This window comes from Desertibacillus haloalkaliphilus, assembly GCF_019039105.1.
GTDB lineage: Bacteria > Bacillota > Bacilli > Bacillales > KJ1-10-99 > Desertibacillus > Desertibacillus haloalkaliphilus.
Genome location: NZ_JAHPIV010000012.1, coordinates 111353 through 132103, shown reverse-complemented (window position 1 = coordinate 132103; position 20751 = coordinate 111353). Strand labels below are relative to the sequence as shown.

Genomic DNA, 20751 nt, shown 5'->3' with positions numbered 1-20751 from the left:
TTAAGCCCCCCTCTCTCTTTTAGCATTTCCGTAATGGGGGTCATTTAATTACAATTGCTCCCGATCACATATATAGGTAAGCAGACGTGAGCAAGCTTCATTTACTAATTCATATACTTCATCAAAGTTACCTGTAAAGTAAGGATCAGGTACATCAGCGACGTTACTGTCAGGTACAAAATCAAGCAGCCTTGCGATCTCTCCTGTTGTCTGTCGACCAGCAAGGGCATGTAGCTGACTTAAATTGTCCGCATCCATCGCCAAGATATAATCAAACCTCGTAACATCTTCCTCTTTCACTTGCCTTGCCTTTAAACCTGCATAGTCAACATCGTATCGATCTAAAAGGCTTCGCGTCCCTTCATGTGGTGGCTTACCAATATGCCAGTGACCTGTCCCAGCAGAATCAATACTGATCTGATCTTTAAGACCAGCCTCCTCCACCTGTTTTCGAAAAACAGCCTCGGCCATCGGCGAACGACAAATATTTCCTAAACATACAAATAACACACGAACCATACGGTCCCTCCTCATGTACAGTCATCCCTCACATTCCTTATAAATCGTATACTACCTTTATTTTTTACGCAATCTATATGTTAGATAATGACTAAGTGTAAAGTGTCTGCACATCAGCGATCAGCATGACCAATTGACCTCGAGGTCCTGGCACCTGAAGGTAGATGATAAAACAAAAGCCCCCTCAGTCAACCATCAACATCGGGGGCTTCACGCTTACATTATTGAAAAATTTCTTGATGTGTTTCTTTTACTTTTGTTAAAACTGCTTCAAGGGACGGGTAGTCATTACCAATGTCATAGCTATCGATTTTGCGAAGCGAATGCTCCTTTTCACCATGAAAAATTTGCACTACCTCTTTTGTCCCTGCCTCAATCTCTTGGTATTTCCTTCCGTCAATTCTCGCGTCACGATCAATGACCTTTTCATAAACGACTAAATAGTCGGGCTTTGTTTCACCAATAAATAATTGTTTTGTATCGACCAAATCATGGACAATCACAATATTCACTTCCTATTCTAGATAATTTTATTCAATTTGAGTTCTATTATAGCGATTTATTATGCCTTATGTCCGCCTACAAGCGTACTTCGATGTTTAGCTGTTCCTGCTTTTGTATACGAAACGGCACGAAGAAGCGTATCTGCTCCATACCTTTCACGAATTTGATCCATCACATAGCCTAACTTCTTTCTTTCCGGCTTGCTCATATCGAACAAGCTTAACTGCGTATGGGTATCATCACAAACATTCGATAAGGAAATATCAATTTTACGAACAGTCTCTCCATTATAATGAGTTTTAAACAACTGCATACAAATCTCATAGATGTCCATTGTAATATTTGTCGGTTCAGCAATTGTTTGTGAACGATAAAATCCACTTCGGCGTTCACTTTTACTATAACCAAGCCCTAAGCGGACCGTCCGTCCTGCCTTTTTCTCATTTCTTGCTCTTCTAGCAACTTCCTCACATATTTCTAAGATGACATGCTTAATCTCGCCTTCCCTGTCATAATCCCTCAATAATATTTGACTTTTTGCAAAGCTAATTTGCCCCTCAAGCATCGGCGTTCCTAAATCTGATAAATCAATCCCCCACGCATGATAATACAACTGGTTGCCTATCACACCGAATTTCTTTTCTAATTGATCTAATGGATAATTTGCTAATTGGCCGACCGTACGGACCCCGATGCGGTGCAGTCGTTGTTCAAGCCGTGAACCAATTCCCCACATCTTACTTAAAGGAGAGAGTGGCCAAAGCTTTTTCTTGACATCGTCAAACTTCCATTGAGCGATTCCAGCTTTCTTTGCTTCGACATCCAAGCAAAGCTTAGCCAACAGCATATTAGGCCCAATTCCAATCGCGCATGTTAAACCAAACTCTTTGAACATATCCCTTTTAATCCTTTTGGCAAGTGTCTCGGCATCTCCCCAGAGTCGTTCAGTCCCATCTGTATGTAAGAAGCTCTCATCGACACTGTAGGTGTGGATACATTCCATCGGTACATAGCGGTTAAAAAAGTTGGTGATCTCAACTGACGTCTGCAAATACGTCTTCATTTGCGCGTTCACAATATGAATGCGTGGATCATTCGGAATCTCAAACAGACGGCTCCCTGTTTGAATACCAAAGTCCGCTTTTAGCTTAGGAGTTGCAGCTAACACGACACTCCCATTACGATTTGTATCTGCGACTACGGCAAGGTAGCACGTTAACGGATCTAGCCCAAGCAACCGCGCTGAACAACTCGCATAGAAGCTTTTCATATCAATACAAAAAATCGTTTGCTTTGGCAGTGATTCATAAATTTCATCCATAACGTCATCCCCCTTATTAAATGTTGACGTTATACCATCATTTCTGTTGACAGTATAAAAGAACCTACGTTCTCATCATACACCTTAGCATATTCGAATATACGTTCGATTTCAATTAGTAAATAATGGATCGGATGATACAAATCATAGCAAAGACTTACACGTCGTCCCACAGATCAACAAACTCCTACACCGACGAATCAAATCGCGCTCGTAAACTGATCTGAAAACGGACAATCTAAAATAGGGGGTGATCAGAGATGGAACACTACGATGTTGCTCATTTAGATGAAAAACAACTACAAAAGCTTAGAAACCTTGAAGAAGAACTGCATGTCGTCTTAATTGCTTATGACGACAATGAACAAGAAGGGCAATAACTGAAGAAGCTTTCACTGCTCCTGTTAAAACCCTATATTCAAATCAAAGCTGTGTGCTAAACCTTGTTATGCACTTAGGCGAAACGGTACGGGTGATACGGATTTCGGTATCCGATCACCCCTGTTTATTAACGAGCAAAACGTTGTTGCTAATCGCTTCAACCTCTCGTAAGATATAATATGATAACATGAAACGAGAGGCTTTTATATAATGAACCAAGAATTTTTAACAAAAAAGGCCGAAGCTATAACAAGAAGTTATGTAAATGATCAAATGCTCCCCTTAACCGATCAAGAATTTCAAGAGCTACTTGCTAACGTTCATCAGCGGATCAAAGAAAACCCAAAGGAAGACCTGTACCTCATCATTAATGATGTGATATATGATTATTTAACAACATAACAACAGGCCTCCCAACCTTCAACCTTCATTCTCGAAAGCAAGACTTTAAGAACACCGAGCGTTATTTTTGGTTGAACTTCTTTCCACCAAACTTTTCAATTAGTCCGGGAAAGAGCTGATAAAATATGGTCCCAATGCTCATCCACGTTGGTACATTTACCTCACGTTTCGGTCGCCTAATCACATCAATGATTTTGGAAGATACATATGTTGGTTCAAGCATCATACGTTCTACATTTTTAACGTACGTCCCTGTTTGATCAGCTGTTTCAAAAAATGGTGTCTTAATTGGCCCTGGGTTCACACTTGTGACATGAACATTCGTCTGTTGAAGTTCCAAGCGAACACCATTCGTAAACCCAAGTACAGCATGCTTTGTCGCAGCATAACCACTTGACTTAGGCGTCGCAAGCTTTCCAGCTAACGAACCAATATTAATGATATGACCTTGGTTACGTTCAATCATCGACGGTAAAACCGCCTTTGTACAAGCCATCATCCCGTATACATTAACGTCAAACATGGCTTTCAATTCCGATAAATCAGCATCTAAGAAAGAATCAAAAATAGCAAATCCAGCATTGTTTACCAGAACATCGATGTGCTTATGCTCATGAAAAATCGCTAAAAATGTTGCTTGAACATCCTCTAAAGAGGTAACATCCAGTTGATAATAATCTGGCTTCACACCTGTTTTTTGCTCAATTTGCGAGCAATGTGTTTCCAGCTTATCCACGGAACGCGCCAACAAGACAGGCGTTGCCCCGTAGGAAGCGAGATCATAAGCAAGTTGTGCTCCGATTCCGCTAGATGCACCAGTAATCACAATCACTTTTTGTGTTAACATTTGTTTCCCCATGTTTTGTAACCACCTTACGTCTGTTAATACTCCGTATGATAGCAACGATATGGGGTCAATTTCTACCCCGCTGTAACCTATATCACTAAACCTCTTGACAAAGCGACTAAAAATCGTCGATAATGTGATAAAAGTATTTATTATGAGCGTTGAAAGGGATTAGTAAATCAAATTCATGTGATAGAGAGCGGAACTCATCGGCTGAAAGGTTCTGCCACCTCTGAATGATCGAACCTACCCTTGAGCTGTTAGGGATAAGCTAACCGTCTTCCCTCGTTACGGGTAATGAGCGGACATTTCTAGAAATGTCAATGAAGGTGGTACCGCGGAATCATGACTCTTCCGTCCTTTTCTATAAAGGACAGAAGGGTCTTTTTTAAAGTTTTTTAACACTAAGAACATGAGAAACCTTTACGTAAAGAGAAAGAGGAGAGTCCAATGAGCAAACAACGAATCGTTGTCAAAATTGGGAGTAGTTCATTAACAAATGCACATGGCGGTCTTTGCAAAGAGAAACTAACAGAACATGTCTCAGCACTTGCCCAACTTAAAAAGCAAGGACATGAAGTTGTTTTAATTTCATCTGGGGCAGTTGCTGCTGGTTTTACAAGCCTTGGGTACCCTACTCGCCCAGTAACAATTGCAGGCAAGCAAGCGGCAGCCGCTGTCGGCCAAGGTTTACTCATGCAAGGATACACTGAAGAGTTTAATAAGCATCAGATTGTTACTGCTCAGTTGTTATTAACCAAACATGATTTTGCCAACGAAGAGCAATATAACAATGCGTATTCAACGTTGTCTGAACTGTTAAAACGCAATGTTTTACCGATCATTAATGAAAACGATTCGATTGCGATTGATGAACTAACATTCGGTGATAACGACATGCTCTCCGCTCTTGTCAGTGGCCTGGTCCACGCCGATTGTCTAACAATCTTAACTGATATTAATGGTCTTTATGACGATAACCCACGTGACAACCCAAATGCCAAAAAGTACAACTTTTTATCAACGATCTCCGATGAATTACTTGAACGTGCGGGGTCAGCCGGCTCAAAAGTAGGCACGGGTGGCATGCGCTCAAAAGTGTTAGCTGCCAAAACCGCCCTCTCGCTCGGAACACATGTATTTATCGGTATGGGTGAAGGTGAGAAAAAACTCATTGATATCCTAGCAGGCAAAGGTGATGGCACTTACATTGGTGATGCGACTCCTGGTTCAATCAAAAATAAGAAGCAATGGATTGCCATACACTCGACCGTCTCTGGTCAGATCGAAGTTGACCGTGGTGCCGAACACGCAGTCACCGAACAAGGAAAAAGCCTTCTGCCCGCTGGTGTAAAATCACTCACTGGACACTTTGAAGAAGGCGATGTCGTTGAAGTGATCAATGAAAAAGGAAGCGTCATTGGCAAAGGGCAAGTCAACTATCCAGCTGACGAATTAAAAGAAGTCAAAGGCCTATCAAGTAAAGAAGCAAAGCAAAAAACGAAACGTGAGCATTCAGAAGTGATTCATAGAAACCATTGGGTAAGCTTAACAAAGGAGAAGATGATCAAATGAGTGAATTAATAACAAAAGCACGTCGTGCACAAGAAGTTGCTGCAACGTTATCAATTAGTTCAACTGACCAAAAGAACCAGGCATTAGAATTCATTGCCAAACAATTACTTGAAGAAACAGACTATATTTTAACTGAAAATGAAAAGGATATTGTTGCCGGTCGAGAAAGAGGCTTTAGCGATGCACTGCTTGACCGCTTAAAGCTTTCTGAAACACGCATTAAAGATATGTCTGAAGCACTTGGACAAGTCGTTGCTCTTAACGATCCTATCGGGGAAAAACTCGAAGCATGGAAGCGCCCAAATGGCTTACAAATCGATAAAATCAGAGTCCCATTAGGTGTCGTTGGCATGATTTATGAAGCTCGTCCTAATGTTACAGTTGATGCATCAAGCCTTTGTTTAAAGACAGGTAATGCTGTCCTATTACGCGGGAGCTCATCAGCGATTCATTCAAATAAAGCCATTGTCCGTGTTATTCATCATGCTCTAGAAAAAAGCGATCTACCGACTGAGTCCGTTCAACTATTAGAAGATACAAGTCGCGAAACGGCATCAGAAATGTTTAAGTTAAATGAATATCTAGACGTCCTCATCCCTCGCGGTGGTGCAAACTTGATCCAATCCGTTGTCAAAAATGCTTCTGTACCAGTGCTTGAAACAGGTGTTGGTAATTGCCATGTCTACATTGACGCAACGGCTCAAAAAGAAATGGCAACAGAAATTGCGGTTAATGCCAAAACACAGCGACCATCGGTATGTAACGCAGCTGAAACGTTCTTGATTCACGAGCAATGGGCAAAAGAACATTTCAATGACCTCGTAACTGCCTTGAAAGCTAAACAAGTTGAGATTCGGGTCAATGAGCCCGGCCTTGCCTTTGATTCAAGTTTGACACTTGCGACTGAAGCTGACTGGGAGGAAGAATTTCTAGACTTAACAGTTGCGATTAAGATCGTCAGAGATGTTGATGAAGCGATTGAACATATTAAAACGTATGGTAGTAAACACTCTGAGGCGATCATCTCAGAAACAAATGAGCATGTAGAGCAATTTTTTAAAGCCGTTGATGCAGCTGCCCTTTACCATAATGCATCCACTCGCTTTACAGATGGATTTGAGTTTGGGTTTGGAGCAGAAATCGGTATCAGCACTCAAAAATTACATGCACGCGGACCAATGGGACTACCAGCCTTAACCTCCACAAAATACATCGTCCGTGGCACAGGACAAATTAAAGAGTAGGAGGAAATTATGCTAGAAAATAAGAAAATAACCTTTCTTGGCGCAGGCTCAATGGCTGAATCTATTATCGCTGGCTTAATTAAGCAAAAACTGCTTTTACCCGAGCAGATCTATGTCACAAATCGCTCGGACCAACAGCGCTTACAGCAACTTCGCAAAACGTATGGTGTACAGGTCATTGCAAGAGATCAGGCACTTAAACAAGCCGATTTCATCCTGTTAGCGATGAAGCCAAAAGATGCACAAGAAGGACTTGAAGCGATCAAAGAGTTTACCTCAGAGGACCAACTCTTTTTATCGGTTTTAGCTGGCACCCTTACTGACCATATAACATCATGGCTAGGTCACCATGCACCTGTCGTTCGTGTCATGCCAAATACGTCAGCTAAGGTGGGAGCCTCAGCTACCGCACTCGCACCTGGTGCTTATGCGAATGATGATCATATGACAATTGCAAAGCAATTATTTGAAGCAATTGGAACCGTTACCGTCGTCGATGAAGAGCAACTCGATGCAGTTACCGGCTTATCAGGTAGTGGTCCTGCATATATTTACTACTTTGTTGAAGCGATGGAACAAACGGCAAAAGACCTAGGTTTAGACGAACAGGATGCTAGAACGCTCATTATTCAAACTGTTTTTGGTGCAGCAGAGCGACTGAAGTCTACTTCAAAACCGACCGCCGATCTTTATAAAGAAGTAATGAGTCCAGGAGGGACTACCGAAGCTGGTTTTACTGCTTTACAAAGCTATAAATTCCAAGAAGCAATCTCAAAAGCTATTCATGACGCAGCGGCACGCTCAAAAGAACTTGGTAGAATTCCACCAAACCGCAACTAGTAGAACCAAACCCACGCGCGCTTTCCTTACAACAAGGAGGCGTGCGTTTTTTAGAGAGTATAATAGTTACCTTAATGATTCGATAGTTAAACACAAACGTATGAAACTCGCCCCTTTATAAACTCATAGATTTTTAGTAAAATGAAAAATAGTGTCATTTTAATCGTTAATATATTACAAATACTCGAAAATACTAGTTTAGTTGTTATGGAGGGGCCAAACAATGAACCAAAGCGCCAATAAATCCAAATCTAAAAACTCACTTTTATCCTATATTCAATCGATTGTCGGTCACTCTGCATTTACAACAACGATCATTATTTTAATTATCATTAATGCAATTATTGTTGGTTTAGAAACCTACCCTAACTTGTATGACCAATACGAACAATGGTTTTATTATGCTGATCTCGCACTTTTATGGATTTTCACCGTCGAAATTGCCTTACGCTTAACCGCAGTTCGGCCTACACGTGACTTTTTTAAAAGCGGTTGGAACTGGTTTGATTTGATTATTGTCGCAAGCAGCCATATCTTTGTCGGTGCGCATTTCATCACTGTACTACGAATTTTGCGTGTGCTTCGTGTCTTACGTGCGATCTCAGTTATCCCTTCGTTACGTCGCCTCGTTGATGCGCTCTTAATGACCATCCCCGCACTAGGTAATATTATGCTACTCATGGGGATTATCTTTTACATTTTTGCAGTCACAGGGACGATGCTGTTTGCAGATGTTGCGCCTGACTATTTTGGAAGCTTGCAGTTATCATTACTAACACTATTCCAAGTTGTTACGTTAGAATCGTGGGCTAGTGGAGTCATGAGGCCAATTTTCGAACAAGTGACTTGGTCATGGGTATACTTTGTCTCCTTCATTCTCGTTGGAACGTTTATTATCTTTAACTTGTTTATCGGTGTTATCGTTAATAATGTGGAAAAAGCCAATGACGTGGAAATTGCAGCGACTAACGATCCAGATCCAGCAGATGATTCGAAAAAAGAATTAGCTGAACTAAAAGAGGAAATTAGAGAGCTGAAGCAATTAATTATGCAAAACAATAAAAAAGATCAATAAAAAAAGCTGTTCTATAAGTAATCTATCACTTATAGGACAGCTTTTTACTATCAATTATCGAATGAGCCGGCCCTCTTTAAGCTTATTAATAATCATCCGATCAGTAGGAAATGCCAGTTCAGGAAGTCGGTGCGTATCAAAGTAATCCACGTCATCAAGATCATCACCAGCAGCTAACGTTCCAGCGACGACGTCGGCCAAAAACCAAATACCAACAGTATGCTGTTTTGGATTATGAAAATTTGATTGAACATCATAGACCGATCGTGGTTGTATTTGTAAGCCAGTTTCTTCATTAAATTCCCGCTGCACCGCATCATAAACATCCTCGTCGTATTCAACATACCCACAAGGAATACACCATTTATCTTTATAGCTGCTGTTTCGTTTTCCGAGTAAAAGCTGCTGATCTTTTATGACAATGGCTGCTACACCAACAATCGGATTCTGATAAAACACAAACCGACATTGCTCACAGATCGGTTTATTTTTCTCTAGTTGCTCATTAAGCTTTAATCGTCCACCACACTTTGGACAATAATGATAGCGCATCACACTCTATCTCCCCCATCTATAAAAACCCCGAGGAAGCACTTCCCCGGGGCACTTTCATTCTTATTGCAGCGATTCATCCGCCTCGCCAAAGAATTCATCATAAAGCTCACGAACAGCATTATCAGCATCTTTTTCATGGACACCAAAAACTAAACTTACTTCGGATGAACCTTGGTTAATCATCTCAATATTAACATCAGCTCTGGCTAGTGCTGTTGTTGCACGAGCTGAAATCCCTTTCGTGTTATGCATTCCTTCACCAACAATCATAATCATAGCGAAATCTTTTTCAATATAAACATCATCAACTTCTAACTCATCATTGATACGGTTAATGATACGATGTTCGGCTTCATCTGTTAATTGATCTTGACGAAGGATGACAGATGTATCGTCAATACCTGAAGGAATATGCTCATACGAAATCCCTTCATCTTCAATAATTTCTAGCAAACGACGTCCAAACCCAACTTCTCGGTTCATTAAGTATTTACGCACATAGATCGTTGAGAAGCCGTCATCACTGGCAATCCCAATAACAGGGTTTAACATATATTCGCGTTCTGCAATAATCATCGTTCCCCGCGCTTGTGGGTTATTCGTATTTTTAATACAGACAGGAATTGAATTTCTAAATGCTGGGATTAACGCTTCATCATGGAATACTGAGAACCCTGCATAAGAAAGCTCACGCATTTCACGATACGTTAACCGTTTTATCTCAACTGGACCATCAACAACCTTCGGATTAGCTGCATAAACCGAGTCAACATCTGTAAAGTTTTCATACAAATCAGCCTTGATTCCTGCTGCAACAATTGAACCCGTAATGTCAGAGCCTCCACGTGGAAACGTGACAAGCGTTCCTTCTGGTGAGTAACCAAAGAATCCTGGGAAGACAAGAACTCCTGGACGCTCACGAAGCTTGAATAAGTTTTCATAGGCTTCCGGCAATACTTGAGCATTCCCTGGCTCATCACTTACAAGTAAACCTGCATCCCTAGGGTTCACATATTGAGCTTCAATTCCCTTACTCTCCAAATAAAAGGCGATTAATTTTGCATTGTTATCCTCACCGCTTGCCTTAATGGCATCCATAAACTTACCTTCATTTGAAGTATCAGCGGCTAAGCGCTCTTTAAGATCGCTTTCAATCGTATCAATAATTTCACTTGACAGTTCAAGGCCTTTTGCAATCTGTTCATAACGATCGACAACAGCTGCTAACTCTGCATCTGCACTGCCTTCGCTTAAATAGGTTTCACCTAGTTTTATTAATAAGTCCGTTACTTTTGTATCTTCATCATTACGCTTCCCCGGTGCTGAAACGACAATAACTTTTCGTTCTGGGTCATCTGTAATCACTGATGCGACTTTTCGAATTTGTTCTGCACTCGCTACTGATGTTCCACCAAATTTAGCTACCTTCATCTTCTCTCTCCCAACTCCAATGTTTGTTTTGTGTTCGCTAACATTTTGACAATTCTAAATTTAACATAGCTTTACACGTAAAGCAAAACGAATCTGCCAGCTTTATCTTTCATACAGTTTGATATAGTTTCATCAGCCACAGTGATACCCGCATCACGCTTATTTTTACCTAATCAATCTCATTCACTAGCAAATAGTAACAAATCACCTTGTAAATCAAACACTAGTCAGAACATACAAGCCCAATTAAATTTTCCGAATTTTAGTTGCAAATGGTTATAAACTTTAGTATGATTCAACTGTACAACTAAAGACAAACGGGAGCTTGATCGAATCAAGCTGAGAGGACAACTAGTGAGTTGTCGACCGGTGAACCTGAACTAGGTAATGCTAGCGGAGGGATTATATTTATCTATGTATGGATACGTATGCCTATCAGACCGCTTGCTAGCGGTCTTTTTTACGTTTAAGTAATGATGACAATAGTGGTTTACGTATTATACCTTACTTTTTATTACAAAAATGTAAATATAACCCTCCTACTAGAGTTCACTTTCTACCATGAGAGTAAAATTCTATTTTTAGGAGGATCATCGTATGAAAAATCAATCTACTCTTACCCTATCATCAACATTCCCCAATAGTTCAAAGGTGTATCTTGAAGGTTCAAGAAAGGACATTCGGGTGCCTGTACGCGAAATTAAACTTCACCCGACAGATAATAACGGTCAAAAAGAGATCAATCAGCCGTTTCAAGTCTATGATACAAGCGGTCCCTACACAGATCCTCATTATTCTGTAGACGTTCGCAAAGGACTTCCTACCATTCGTCAACAATGGATTTTAGAACGTGAAAATGTAGAAGAATATGATGGAAGAAATATTAAACCTGAAGATAACGGCTTTAAAACCACCCAAGACAAAAACGAGGTTGAAATGTTTGATACACGCCAACGAAAGCCTCTTCGTGCCAAAAAAGAAAGAAATGTTACACAACTCCATTATGCCCGCCAAGGAATGATTACCCCTGAAATGGAGTTTATCGCTATTCGTGAAGGCCTTTCCCCTGAATTTGTACGAAAAGAAGTTGCAGAGGGACGAGCCATTATTCCGGTAAACATCAACCATCCGGAAAGTGAACCGATGATTATTGGTCGCAATTTTCATACGAAAATTAATGCAAACATCGGAAATTCAGCTGTCAGCTCGTCGATTGAAGAAGAAGTTGAGAAGATGACATGGGCTACCCGTTGGGGGGCTGATACGATTATGGATCTGTCAACAGGAAAGCATATCCACACAACAAGAGAGTGGATCATTCGTAATTCTCCTGTACCGATTGGAACCGTACCTATTTATCAGGCGCTTGAAAAGGTAAATGGTGTTGCTGAAGACCTTTCTTGGGAAGTTTATCGTGATACATTAATTGAACAAGCTGAACAAGGGGTTGACTACTTTACAATTCACGCTGGTGTTCTGTTACGGTATATTCCACTTACTGCAGATCGTGTTACAGGTATCGTTTCTCGTGGCGGCTCGATTATGGCAGCATGGTGTCTCGCGCATCACGAAGAAAACTTTTTATACACTCATTTTGAAGACATTTGTGACATCTTAAAACAATATGATATTGCATTTTCTTTAGGAGATGGTCTTCGTCCTGGCTCCATTGCTGATGCTAACGACGAAGCACAATTTGCCGAATTAGAAACGCTCGGAGAGTTAACAAAAATTGCATGGAAACACGATGTTCAAGTGATGGTTGAAGGTCCAGGACATGTACCAATGCACAAAATTAAAGAAAACATGGATCGTCAGCTTGACGTATGCGAGGAAGCACCGTTCTATACATTAGGTCCATTAACGACAGATATTGCACCAGGCTATGACCATATTACATCAGCGATTGGTGCTGCCATGATTGGTTGGTTCGGAACAGCGATGCTTTGTTATGTGACACCAAAGGAACATCTAGGGTTACCGAACAAAGATGATGTCCGTGAAGGTGTGATCACCTACAAAATTGCCGCTCATGCCGCCGATTTAGCCAAGGGTCATCCGAATGCACAAAAGCGTGATGATGCCCTATCAAAAGCGCGGTTTGAGTTCCGCTGGTATGATCAATTTAATCTATCACTTGATCCTGAAAAAGCGTTGAGCTTCCATGATGAAACACTCCCTGCTGAAGGTGCAAAATCAGCCCACTTTTGCTCGATGTGTGGTCCGAAGTTTTGTAGCATGCGCATTACACAAGATATTCGTAACCAAGCAAAAGAAAAGGGTCTCAAGGAAGATCAACTTCTAAAAGAGGAACTTGAGAACAAATCTAAGGAATTCCGGGAAAAAGGCAGTAAAATCTACCAATAAATAACGATCTCAATTCCTCATTATCAGGATTAAACAAATGGCGAACAATTCATGCCTATCAACTCAAGGGGCACACATACAACCTCATCCTCTCCAACCGATGACAGGTAGGATAATAGAGAACTTAAACATGCTTAAGAGGGCAGGAAACCTGCCCTCTTATACACGACTTTTTTATGCCAATAAATAGATTAACTTAAAAAGTGGAGATTAGGAAACAATGGTTTCATCGAATATTCTAATAGAATCGCTCAACCTTTTTGGTGACAACCACCTCTTATTAATTCCAAGAGCCATCGCGTCCCCAATTTGGCTCTACCAATCCAACCTTCTCAAATAAGGCTATAGCGATTGAACGAGGTTCTCCGACGAGTGATGCCTCCGTACATGCAGATTCAGGTTCATATCCTGTCGCTAATGCCTTTTCTAACGTTGTTTCCTCTAAATAATTCGTCAGCTCTGCTTGATCAAAGCATGGTGGTGATACATAAACGTGATGAGTATGATCAATGATCATTCGTGTTTGATCTGGCGCTGTTGGTGTGATTTTAATAAAAAATGCAACAATAACAATAGCAATAATTACACTGATCAATAATAGTTTCTTCATCTCTTTTCCTCAACTTTCATTCAATTAAACGATGTCGTTTCTAGTTTAATATGAATGCTAACGTCAAAACAACTGATTTGTTTTTAATAGTAGAGATCGTTGAGACCAAACGACGTGATAGGACTAATTGTTATATAATCCATCAACTAGTAATTCTAGTGCAGCTGGAGCGCGAATTCCTTCGGCAGCCGCTGATAACGGAATAATGATAAAGTGTTCATTTTTAATCGCCGTCACATCTTTTAAGGCAGGATGATGCAAGAGGTGTTCCCTTTTTTGATCGACTGTAGTCTCACCATAATCAACGATGACAATCACTTCTGGATCACGATCAACAACTTCTTCCCAACTGACTTCTGCCCAGTTCTTCTCAACATCGTTAAAAATATTTTTGGCACCCGCAACCTCAATTAACGTATTTAAGAAGTTTCTCGCCGACGTAAATGGTGCCTGTTCGCCACTATCATATACAAAAACACGTAGAGGTTCTCCCTCCTCGTCTATACGTTCACGGAGTTGGTTGATCTCTTCGTCCATCTCTGCAATTAATGTGTCAGCACGGTCTTCCACTCGAAAAATACGGCCGATATTTCGAATATCTTCATAAACATCTTCAAACGTCGGTCCTACTATCCTTGATGACTCATGTAAGTAGGCATGAACCCCAAATTCATTTAACTGTTCAACCGTCCCAATGCTATCTTCACGAAAAGCACTTTCCCAGCCTGCATAAGCAAAATCTGCTTCTACAGACAAAAACACTTCTTGTGAGGGATACTGATCTGCGAGAATTGGAATTTGTTGATAGGCTTCTTGAAATCTCGGTAATATTTCATCATCTAAATATGCCATACCTACCATATGATCTTCGAGACCGAGGGCTAACATGACTTCAGTGACATGTTGATTAAGCGTCACAGCTCGTTCTGGAACTTCGGTAAACGTTAGCACATTGCCGTTGTTTTCAATTTCTACAATAGTAGAACCCTCAATATGTTCACTTCCTATTTGTTTATGATCTTCTCCTACCGTTTCATTTGCTGAGCTGCAACCGACGATAAGTAGCATACTAAACAAAGTTAGTACCAGTAGTAAAGGGTGTTTTTTCTTCAAACTTATCTCCTCCACATAAATGGTAATTTATAATGATAGAACTTGACTTCCCGAATCTTCTTCAGCCGTTTGGTGAGACAAAAACGTAATTTGTAGTTTTTTTGTCAATGGGTGCCTACGTACATCCGTTTGAACGTGAAAAACATCGGCTAGGAGTTGTTCAGTTAAAACGTTTTCCGGTGAGCCAGAAGCGATCATTTCTCCGTCACTTAACATAAAAATCTGATCACAATATGCAGCGGCTAAATTCAAGTCATGCAATGCTGCTATAACCGTCACATTAACTGATTTCACAAGCTCTAACAGCTGCAACTGGTGATGAATATCAAGATGGTTTGTCGGCTCATCGAGAATAAGTATCTTCGCTTGCTGAGCCAAAGCACGCGCTATCAGAACACGTTGTTTTTCACCGCCTGATAACGTTGAAAAGTGTCGCTTGCGACCCGCTTTCATCCCTACATCACCTAAGGCTTGAGTGACTATCTCTTCGTCATTAGCTGTATCTGACTCAAATAACCGTTTATGTGGGTTTCTACCCATAAAAACAATTTCCTCGACGGTAAAGTCAAACTGTGAACCATTTTCCTGTCGAACAACGGCAAGCTGTTTAGCTATTTGTTTCTGTGATAATTGATATATGTTTTTTTCATTTAATGTAATCACACCGGAATCTGGCGCAAGTACCCTATAGATCGTTTTTAACAACGTTGACTTCCCACTTCCATTAGGTCCAATTACGCCGACAAACTGTCCATCTTCAACATTCATCGTAATTTGTTTAATAATTACTCTATCATTAATGCTTGAAGATACATTAGTGACCTCTACATTCATTTAGTTATCACCTGCCGAAAAAGAATAAGAATTCCTCCGTAGTAACCATATAAAAAATGGTCCACCACACAAAGCTGTTATAATCCCAATGGGAAGTTCCTGTGGGGCTAAAACCAACCTAGCAAAAACATCAGCCCAAATTAAAAAGATCGCACCTACACACGCGCTCACAGGAATCACATGTTTATGATTAGAACCCACAAACAAACGAACGATATGCGGAATCATTAAGCCGATGAAGCCGATTGCTCCACTTACCGCAACGAGGACACCTGTTAATAAGGCTGTCAATATAATTAGACTTTTACGAAACAAATTCACATTGATACCTAGAGTAGCCGCTGTTTCTTCACCCATTAATAACAAATTAAGCGAACGTGATTGTAAGAGTAAAAAAGCAAACACGAATAACAAAACAAGCGTCGGTATGAGTAACTGATCCCATTTGGCTCCAGCTAAACTCCCCATCATCCAAAAGAGTGCATCACGCATTCCTTCTTGTCTTGGGGCTGAAATGACAATGAAATTTGTAACAGCTGATAACATCATTGACACAGCAACGCCTGCAAGGAGGAGACGAACGGTTGAAATTCGGCCACCGACTTGCGCAAGCAAAAAAACGAATAGAACCGAACATAATGCACCAATAAACGCCGCGAACGTCAATGCATATTGTCCCAAGATGTGAAATGCCCCTAATATAATCACAAGGGTCGCACCGACAGATGCACCTGATGATACCCCTAAGATATATGGGTCTGCTAATGAATTGCGAACAAGGGCTTGAATAGCGACACCAACCACTGCTAGTCCTGCACCAACGACCGCACCGAGAAGAACTCGTGGAAAACGAATGTCCCAGATAATATGTTCGTATGATGTCGGCCATGTAACCTCAATCCACTCACCGAGATAAGGAAGTTTTGAAAATGCTACCTTCCAGACAAGATCGGGTTGTAATGAGACAGGACCAAGCATAATCGCTAGTGTCATTGATAAGATAAGGCCGACAATTAAACAGAGATAGATGACATTACTTTTGACCGCACTCCCCTTATGTGATCTGTTATTCCTTTGACCTGTCGTGAGCGAACGACCATTTTCTTGCGCTTGCTGCTCCATTCAACCACCTCAAATAGTAATTATTACGATTTACGACACAAAGGTTGAGTAGGGCCATTTGCTATCCCTACCCCTGCATAAGAGTATTACGCTCTTGAAACCATTGAAGCTTTTCACGTAAACGAACGACTTCTCCGACTAAAATGATCGCAGGATGAGTGATTGCGAAAGATGCAGACACTTCTTCTATCGTTTCAAGTGTACCGGTAATCGTACGCTGTTTTTCAGTTGTCCCCCATTCAATCATCGCTACAGGTGTCTTTGAATCACGACCGTGTTCAATCAAACGACGACAAATATAACTAAGATTATTGACCCCCATGTAAAAGACGATGGTATCAACCCCCGTTGCTAATGCTCCCCAACGACGTGTATCCTCTTGCTCTTGTTGCAAATGTCCAGTCACGACAGCAAAAGACGAACCATATTCGCGGTGGGTGACAGGAATCCCTGCATACGTGGGAGCTGCAATTCCAGCAGAAATACCAGGAACGATTTCAAAATCGATGCCGTGGAAAGCTAAATGCTCCGCCTCTTCACCAACCCGCCCAAAGACGCATGGGTCTCCCCCTTTTAACCGAGTCACAACTAATCCTGCAGATGCTTTTTGAACGAGAATCTCATTGATTTGCTCCTGCCTTAATGTATGATGCTTTGGCAGCTTCCCACAATAGATAAGTTCTGCTTTACTCTTTGCATGTTCAAGTAAGCTAGAGCTGGCAAGTCGATCATAAATGATTACATCTGCTTCTTGAATACATTCTAACCCCCGAATGGTCAGTAACTTAGGGTCACCAGGCCCTGCACCAACAAGGTACACTTTTCCTGTTGTCTTCATGTTTCTCTCCCCCTTTATTAGCACATTAGCTTAACATAGAGGCTGGGACAAAAGGTTGGTTACCTTTTATCCCAGCCTTAACTAGTTTTGTCCCGATCCCTATCTCTCTTTGCTAATCATGCCTTGGCTTTGATACCAAGGTCTGCAAACGTGGCCATATTTGCAACCATGCTTGTCGATGCTTTTACGAGCGGATAAGCCAAAGCCGCTCCTGTTCCTTCACCTAGCCGTAAGTCTAAATCAAGCAGTGGTTTTTTTTCTAAACAACGAAAAACAGCTCGGTGACCTTGCTCGACAGACTGATGACTTAAAATGAAATAATCCTTTACTGTTGGGCATAAGTGATAAGCGAGGACAGCTGCCGTTGACGAAATAAACCCATCAACTAACACCGGTATCCGTAGTCGAGTTGCCTGTAAAAGAACACCCGCTAAAGCAGCAATCTCCAATCCACCGACTTTGGCGACAACATCAATCGGATCATTTCGATCTGGCTTACGCCTCGCAATCGCCGTTTCGATTGTATTGATTTTATTTACTCTAGCCTGTTCATCTAAACCAGTGCCTCTGCCGACTAGATCTTCTACATTTTCATCGAGAAATGTAGCTAGTAACGCACTGCTTGCGGTCGTGTTACCAATGCCCATCTCTCCAATAATTAATAAACGATGTCCGGAATGAATAAGTGCTTCGGCAACCTCTAACCCAACTTCAATCGCTTCACGGGCTTCACTGTGCGTCATTGCATCTTCTTCAAGAAAGTTAGCTGTACCGGATCGGACCTTTTTCGATAACAAGTTAGGATGTGTCATCTCACTATTAACGCCGACATCAACAACAGATACACTCGCTCCGATTTCATGGCCAAATACATTAATGGCTGCCCCATCTCGTAAAAAATTTTCGATCATTAACTTCGTTAGCTCTTGTGGATACGCTGATACTCCCTCAGCGGTAATGCCGTGATCCGCAGCGGCAACGATAATTGCTGGAGAATCAACAGTTGGTCGCTCTTTTTCCGTGATCCCCGCAAGCTGAATCGCAACCTCTTCAATACGGCCTAAACTCCCTGTTGGCTTCGTCAATTGATCAATATGATCCTTGACTCTTTCCATCACCTCATGATTCAGAGGCCTGATCCCTGCAACTGTTTCTTCGATTTTGTTCACCTAATCACCTCAACTTAAAATTCGATCCCATAGACAGCCGGAACATTTTGATCGTAATAATGCTTTGTTGCATCAACCGTTGAGACAAGATCCGCGATTTCCGTCAGTTCAGTTTTTGCATCACGACCTGTGATCACAACATGGGTATGTGGGGGTCGCTGTTTTATCGTTGATACAACATCCACTAATGGCAGACAATCGTCAATTGGAAATCTCTCAATCGCGAGTGCATTATTTAATTCATCAAGCACGACAACGTCATACTCTCCCGACTGAACCACACCTTTAGCATGCTCCCACGCTTGTTTTAACGCTTCACGGTGGACTTCAGGCGTCTTCGTCCATGTAAACCCCTCACCGAGTTGGACCATCTCTACCCCTAACTTTTTAAGGGCTAATTGTTCGCCATACGTGCGTTCAGATGATTTAATAAACTGTAAAAACGCAACCTTCATCCCACGCCCAACCGCTCGAACGGTCAAGCCGATCGCTGAAGTTGTTTTCCCCTTTCCATTACCGGTATAAACAAGACAATAACCCACTTGCTTCTCCCTCGATCTAGCCATGATTTGTCCCCCTAAAGTTCAAACACGCCTCAACAAAATGGTTTGCCATGTTTGGATTTGATGCAAAATGCAAATGTGTATAACCCGCAACAAGATTCGGTAAATAATAGCCTTCTTGCTTCGTCCCTCTTAATGCTTTAACCTCATAAACAGCTGGAAACTCCTGCTTACTCGAAAATGTTGAGTAATGAAACTCGTGCCCACGTGCCTGCTCACCTTTTTTGAGAATAACCGTCTCATGATTAGCCGTAACGTCTCGGTACCCTAATGCCGCTAACCGCTCTTGCATCTCGACAACACCAGGAACAACTCCTACCATCGGATACGTATCCCCACTCGTTGTCGTAATCGACTCGGCTAAAAACATGTAGCCTCCACATTCAGCAAGCGTTGGTAGACCTGCTTTAATCGACTCTTTTATCTCTCGCTTAACATCAACATGCTGTGAGAGTTCATCAGCAAACTCTTCTGGGAACCCACCACCGATATAGAGACCATCAACATCTTTAGGCAGCGATTCACCTGCTAACGGACTAAAATAAACAAGAGTTGCTCCAGCCCCTTCTAACAACTTGAGGTTTTCCTGATAGTAAAAATTAAATGCCGCATCTTGAGCAATCGCAATTTTAACTTCCTTTGTTTGCTTCGTAGCCGCTGTAAGTAAGTTTCCTGTTGACTCAATGTCTGGACTTTGATTTGCAATACGAACGAATGCTTCAAGGTCAACTCTCTTTGCAATGACCGCTCCTAACTGGTCAAAAAATGAATCAAGCTCGCCACGTTCAATGGCTGGAATCAGACCGAGGTGACGTTCAGGAATCGCCGGAACATCCCCACGCTCCAAGAAGCCAAGAACCGGAACATGACACTCTTGTTCGATCGCTGTTTTACATAGCTGATAATGGCCCTCACTCCCAGCTTGATTTAAAATAACACCAGCGACATTAACAGTTTCATCAAGTAATTGATAGCCTTTCACAATGGCAGCTGCACTACGTGCCATACTCGCAATATTAACCACTAGTATAACCGGTGCATCAAGTAACGAACTAATTTCCGCAGTACTTCCGATGTTACTTTTCGGGCTTTTTCCATCGTAAAAGCCCATAACCCCTTCAATAATAGATACATCAGCACCGCGACTTGCATCAACAAAAATCTCTTTTACAACCTCTTCGTCTAGCATCCAACTATCAAGATTACGAGAATACCTCCCAGTCACTGCTGTATGATAGCTTGGATCAATATAATCCGGTCCACATTTAAAGCCTTGCACGACAAGCCCTTGCTTTTTTAATGCTGCTAATAATCCGACCGTCAGCGTCGTTTTTCCAACTCCGCTGCCGGTTCCGGCAATAACAATTCTTGGTTGCATCCCTTCACTTCCTCTGCCCATTTTTCTATGTAAAAGCTATTTTCAATAAATAGACTTCTTTTT

21 protein-coding genes, 1 riboswitch and 1 other annotated feature are annotated in these 20751 nt (G+C 41.5%); of the genes, 6 read left to right on the top strand and 15 right to left on the bottom strand.

Annotation, left to right across the window (positions count from 1 at the left end; genetic code table 11):
- Window positions 1-48: 48 nt before the first annotated feature.
- The 4 genes from KH400_RS14575 to KH400_RS14560 form a co-directional block, all read right to left on the bottom strand.
- On the bottom strand, window positions 49-519 hold the full coding sequence (locus tag KH400_RS14575) for a low molecular weight protein-tyrosine-phosphatase (RefSeq protein ID WP_217225741.1): 471 nt from the start codon (window positions 517-519) through the stop codon (window positions 49-51).
- Window positions 520-740: 221 nt separating this feature from the next.
- Window positions 741-1022 (bottom strand): hypothetical protein, encoded by a 282-nt coding sequence (locus tag KH400_RS14570; protein ID WP_217225739.1) that lies wholly within the window; start codon window positions 1020-1022, stop codon window positions 741-743.
- A 59-nt stretch (window positions 1023-1081) separates the two neighbouring features.
- Window positions 1082-2344 (bottom strand): Y-family DNA polymerase, encoded by a 1263-nt coding sequence (locus KH400_RS14565; protein WP_217225737.1) that lies wholly within the window; start codon window positions 2342-2344, stop codon window positions 1082-1084.
- A 29-nt stretch (window positions 2345-2373) separates the two neighbouring features.
- Entirely contained in the window at window positions 2374-2517 is a 144-nt protein-coding gene (locus KH400_RS14560) for a hypothetical protein (protein WP_217225735.1), read from the bottom strand.
- A 418-nt stretch (window positions 2518-2935) separates the two neighbouring features.
- Between KH400_RS14560 and KH400_RS14555 the strand changes: the two genes are divergently transcribed.
- Window positions 2936-3127, top strand: coding sequence for a YqzH family protein (locus KH400_RS14555; protein ID WP_217225734.1), 192 nt, complete (start codon window positions 2936-2938; stop codon window positions 3125-3127).
- A 61-nt stretch (window positions 3128-3188) separates the two neighbouring features.
- On the opposite strand, the gene KH400_RS14550 is transcribed toward KH400_RS14555, so the two are convergent.
- Window positions 3189-3986 (bottom strand): SDR family NAD(P)-dependent oxidoreductase, encoded by a 798-nt coding sequence (locus KH400_RS14550; protein WP_217225732.1) that lies wholly within the window; start codon window positions 3984-3986, stop codon window positions 3189-3191.
- Window positions 3987-4126: 140 nt separating this feature from the next.
- Window positions 4127-4339, top strand: a binding site (T-box leader).
- An 85-nt stretch (window positions 4340-4424) separates the two neighbouring features.
- Here KH400_RS14550 and proB point away from each other — a divergent pair.
- From proB to KH400_RS14530, 4 genes are all read left to right on the top strand, one after another.
- Window positions 4425-5549 (top strand): glutamate 5-kinase, encoded by a 1125-nt coding sequence (gene proB / locus KH400_RS14545; protein ID WP_217225729.1) that lies wholly within the window; start codon window positions 4425-4427, stop codon window positions 5547-5549.
- Window positions 5546-6793 (top strand): glutamate-5-semialdehyde dehydrogenase, encoded by a 1248-nt coding sequence (locus KH400_RS14540; protein WP_246589637.1) that lies wholly within the window; start codon window positions 5546-5548, stop codon window positions 6791-6793. Before proB ends, KH400_RS14540 begins: the two co-directional genes overlap by 4 nt.
- A gap of 9 nt (window positions 6794-6802) precedes the next feature.
- Window positions 6803-7633 carry a pyrroline-5-carboxylate reductase gene (gene proC, locus KH400_RS14535; protein WP_217225725.1) on the top strand — a complete coding sequence of 277 codons (831 nt, stop codon included), beginning with the start codon at window positions 6803-6805 and terminating at the stop codon, window positions 7631-7633.
- A 223-nt stretch (window positions 7634-7856) separates the two neighbouring features.
- Entirely contained in the window at window positions 7857-8708 is an 852-nt protein-coding gene (locus KH400_RS14530) for an ion transporter (protein WP_217225723.1), read from the top strand.
- A gap of 54 nt (window positions 8709-8762) precedes the next feature.
- On the opposite strand, the gene KH400_RS14525 is transcribed toward KH400_RS14530, so the two are convergent.
- Both KH400_RS14525 and KH400_RS14520 read right to left on the bottom strand, forming a co-directional pair.
- Window positions 8763-9260 carry a nucleotide triphosphate diphosphatase NUDT15 gene (locus tag KH400_RS14525; RefSeq protein ID WP_217225721.1) on the bottom strand — a complete coding sequence of 166 codons (498 nt, stop codon included), beginning with the start codon at window positions 9258-9260 and terminating at the stop codon, window positions 8763-8765.
- 63 nt (window positions 9261-9323) lie between these two features.
- Window positions 9324-10694, bottom strand: a complete 1371-nt coding sequence (locus KH400_RS14520) for an aspartate kinase (protein WP_217225719.1) — start codon at window positions 10692-10694, stop codon at window positions 9324-9326.
- A 307-nt stretch (window positions 10695-11001) separates the two neighbouring features.
- Window positions 11002-11113: riboswitch (TPP riboswitch) on the top strand.
- Window positions 11114-11291: 178 nt separating this feature from the next.
- On the opposite strand from KH400_RS14520, the gene thiC reads away from it, so the two are divergent.
- Window positions 11292-13061, top strand: a complete 1770-nt coding sequence (thiC, locus tag KH400_RS14515) for a phosphomethylpyrimidine synthase ThiC (RefSeq protein WP_217225717.1) — start codon at window positions 11292-11294, stop codon at window positions 13059-13061.
- A gap of 280 nt (window positions 13062-13341) precedes the next feature.
- Here thiC and KH400_RS14510 read toward each other — a convergent pair whose 3' ends face one another.
- The 8 genes from KH400_RS14510 to KH400_RS14475 all read right to left on the bottom strand — a co-directional run bounded on the left by KH400_RS14510 (window position 13342) and on the right by KH400_RS14475 (window position 20688).
- Entirely contained in the window at window positions 13342-13671 is a 330-nt protein-coding gene (locus tag KH400_RS14510; protein WP_217225715.1) for a hypothetical protein, read from the bottom strand.
- 123 nt (window positions 13672-13794) lie between these two features.
- A complete protein-coding gene (locus KH400_RS14505; protein ID WP_246589634.1) occupies window positions 13795-14784 on the bottom strand; it encodes an ABC transporter substrate-binding protein in 990 nt (329 codons plus the stop codon).
- Between the two features lie 27 nt (window positions 14785-14811).
- The gene (locus KH400_RS14500; protein ID WP_217225713.1) at window positions 14812-15618 is read right to left on the bottom strand and encodes a heme ABC transporter ATP-binding protein; all 807 of its coding nucleotides are present in this window, start codon (window positions 15616-15618) and stop codon (window positions 14812-14814) included.
- Window positions 15619-16611, bottom strand: coding sequence for a FecCD family ABC transporter permease (locus KH400_RS14495; RefSeq protein WP_246589660.1), 993 nt, complete (start codon window positions 16609-16611; stop codon window positions 15619-15621).
- Window positions 16612-16807: 196 nt separating this feature from the next.
- Complete coding sequence (gene cobA, locus KH400_RS14490; RefSeq protein ID WP_217225709.1) at window positions 16808-17578, bottom strand: uroporphyrinogen-III C-methyltransferase; 771 nt, start codon at window positions 17576-17578, stop codon at window positions 16808-16810.
- A gap of 116 nt (window positions 17579-17694) precedes the next feature.
- Complete coding sequence (gene cobT, locus KH400_RS14485; RefSeq protein ID WP_312889199.1) at window positions 17695-18747, bottom strand: nicotinate-nucleotide--dimethylbenzimidazole phosphoribosyltransferase; 1053 nt, start codon at window positions 18745-18747, stop codon at window positions 17695-17697.
- A gap of 14 nt (window positions 18748-18761) precedes the next feature.
- A complete protein-coding gene (locus KH400_RS14480; RefSeq protein ID WP_217225707.1) occupies window positions 18762-19313 on the bottom strand; it encodes a cob(I)yrinic acid a,c-diamide adenosyltransferase in 552 nt (183 codons plus the stop codon).
- Window positions 19306-20688, bottom strand: a complete 1383-nt coding sequence (locus KH400_RS14475) for a cobyrinic acid a,c-diamide synthase CobB (RefSeq protein WP_217225705.1) — start codon at window positions 20686-20688, stop codon at window positions 19306-19308. Before KH400_RS14475 ends, KH400_RS14480 begins: the two co-directional genes overlap by 8 nt.
- Window positions 20689-20751 lie beyond the last annotated feature (63 nt).

What these genes read in the sequence shown, in the direction of transcription:
- KH400_RS14555 (WP_217225734.1), top strand. Translation starts at nt 2,936, where the DNA reads ATGAACCAAGAATTTTTAACAAAAAAGGCCGAAGCTATAACAAGAAGT.
- KH400_RS14565 (WP_217225737.1), bottom strand. Translation starts at nt 2,344, where the DNA reads ATGGATGAAATTTATGAATCACTGCCAAAGCAAACGATTTTTTGTATT.
- KH400_RS14550 (WP_217225732.1), bottom strand. Translation starts at nt 3,986, where the DNA reads ATGGGGAAACAAATGTTAACACAAAAAGTGATTGTGATTACTGGTGCA.
- KH400_RS14500 (WP_217225713.1), bottom strand. Translation starts at nt 15,618, where the DNA reads ATGAATGTAGAGGTCACTAATGTATCTTCAAGCATTAATGATAGAGTA.
- KH400_RS14520 (WP_217225719.1), bottom strand. Translation starts at nt 10,694, where the DNA reads ATGAAGGTAGCTAAATTTGGTGGAACATCAGTAGCGAGTGCAGAACAA.
- cobA (WP_217225709.1), bottom strand. Translation starts at nt 17,578, where the DNA reads ATGAAGACAACAGGAAAAGTGTACCTTGTTGGTGCAGGGCCTGGTGAC.
- proB (WP_217225729.1), top strand. Translation starts at nt 4,425, where the DNA reads ATGAGCAAACAACGAATCGTTGTCAAAATTGGGAGTAGTTCATTAACA.
- proC (WP_217225725.1), top strand. Translation starts at nt 6,803, where the DNA reads ATGCTAGAAAATAAGAAAATAACCTTTCTTGGCGCAGGCTCAATGGCT.
- KH400_RS14530 (WP_217225723.1), top strand. Translation starts at nt 7,857, where the DNA reads ATGAACCAAAGCGCCAATAAATCCAAATCTAAAAACTCACTTTTATCC.
- KH400_RS14475 (WP_217225705.1), bottom strand. Translation starts at nt 20,688, where the DNA reads ATGCAACCAAGAATTGTTATTGCCGGAACCGGCAGCGGAGTTGGAAAA.
- KH400_RS14540 (WP_246589637.1), top strand. Translation starts at nt 5,546, where the DNA reads ATGAGTGAATTAATAACAAAAGCACGTCGTGCACAAGAAGTTGCTGCA.
- KH400_RS14510 (WP_217225715.1), bottom strand. Translation starts at nt 13,671, where the DNA reads ATGAAGAAACTATTATTGATCAGTGTAATTATTGCTATTGTTATTGTT.
- KH400_RS14525 (WP_217225721.1), bottom strand. Translation starts at nt 9,260, where the DNA reads ATGCGCTATCATTATTGTCCAAAGTGTGGTGGACGATTAAAGCTTAAT.
- KH400_RS14480 (WP_217225707.1), bottom strand. Translation starts at nt 19,313, where the DNA reads ATGGCTAGATCGAGGGAGAAGCAAGTGGGTTATTGTCTTGTTTATACC.
- KH400_RS14575 (WP_217225741.1), bottom strand. Translation starts at nt 519, where the DNA reads ATGGTTCGTGTGTTATTTGTATGTTTAGGAAATATTTGTCGTTCGCCG.
- KH400_RS14495 (WP_246589660.1), bottom strand. Translation starts at nt 16,611, where the DNA reads ATGACACTAGCGATTATGCTTGGTCCTGTCTCATTACAACCCGATCTT.
- thiC (WP_217225717.1), top strand. Translation starts at nt 11,292, where the DNA reads ATGAAAAATCAATCTACTCTTACCCTATCATCAACATTCCCCAATAGT.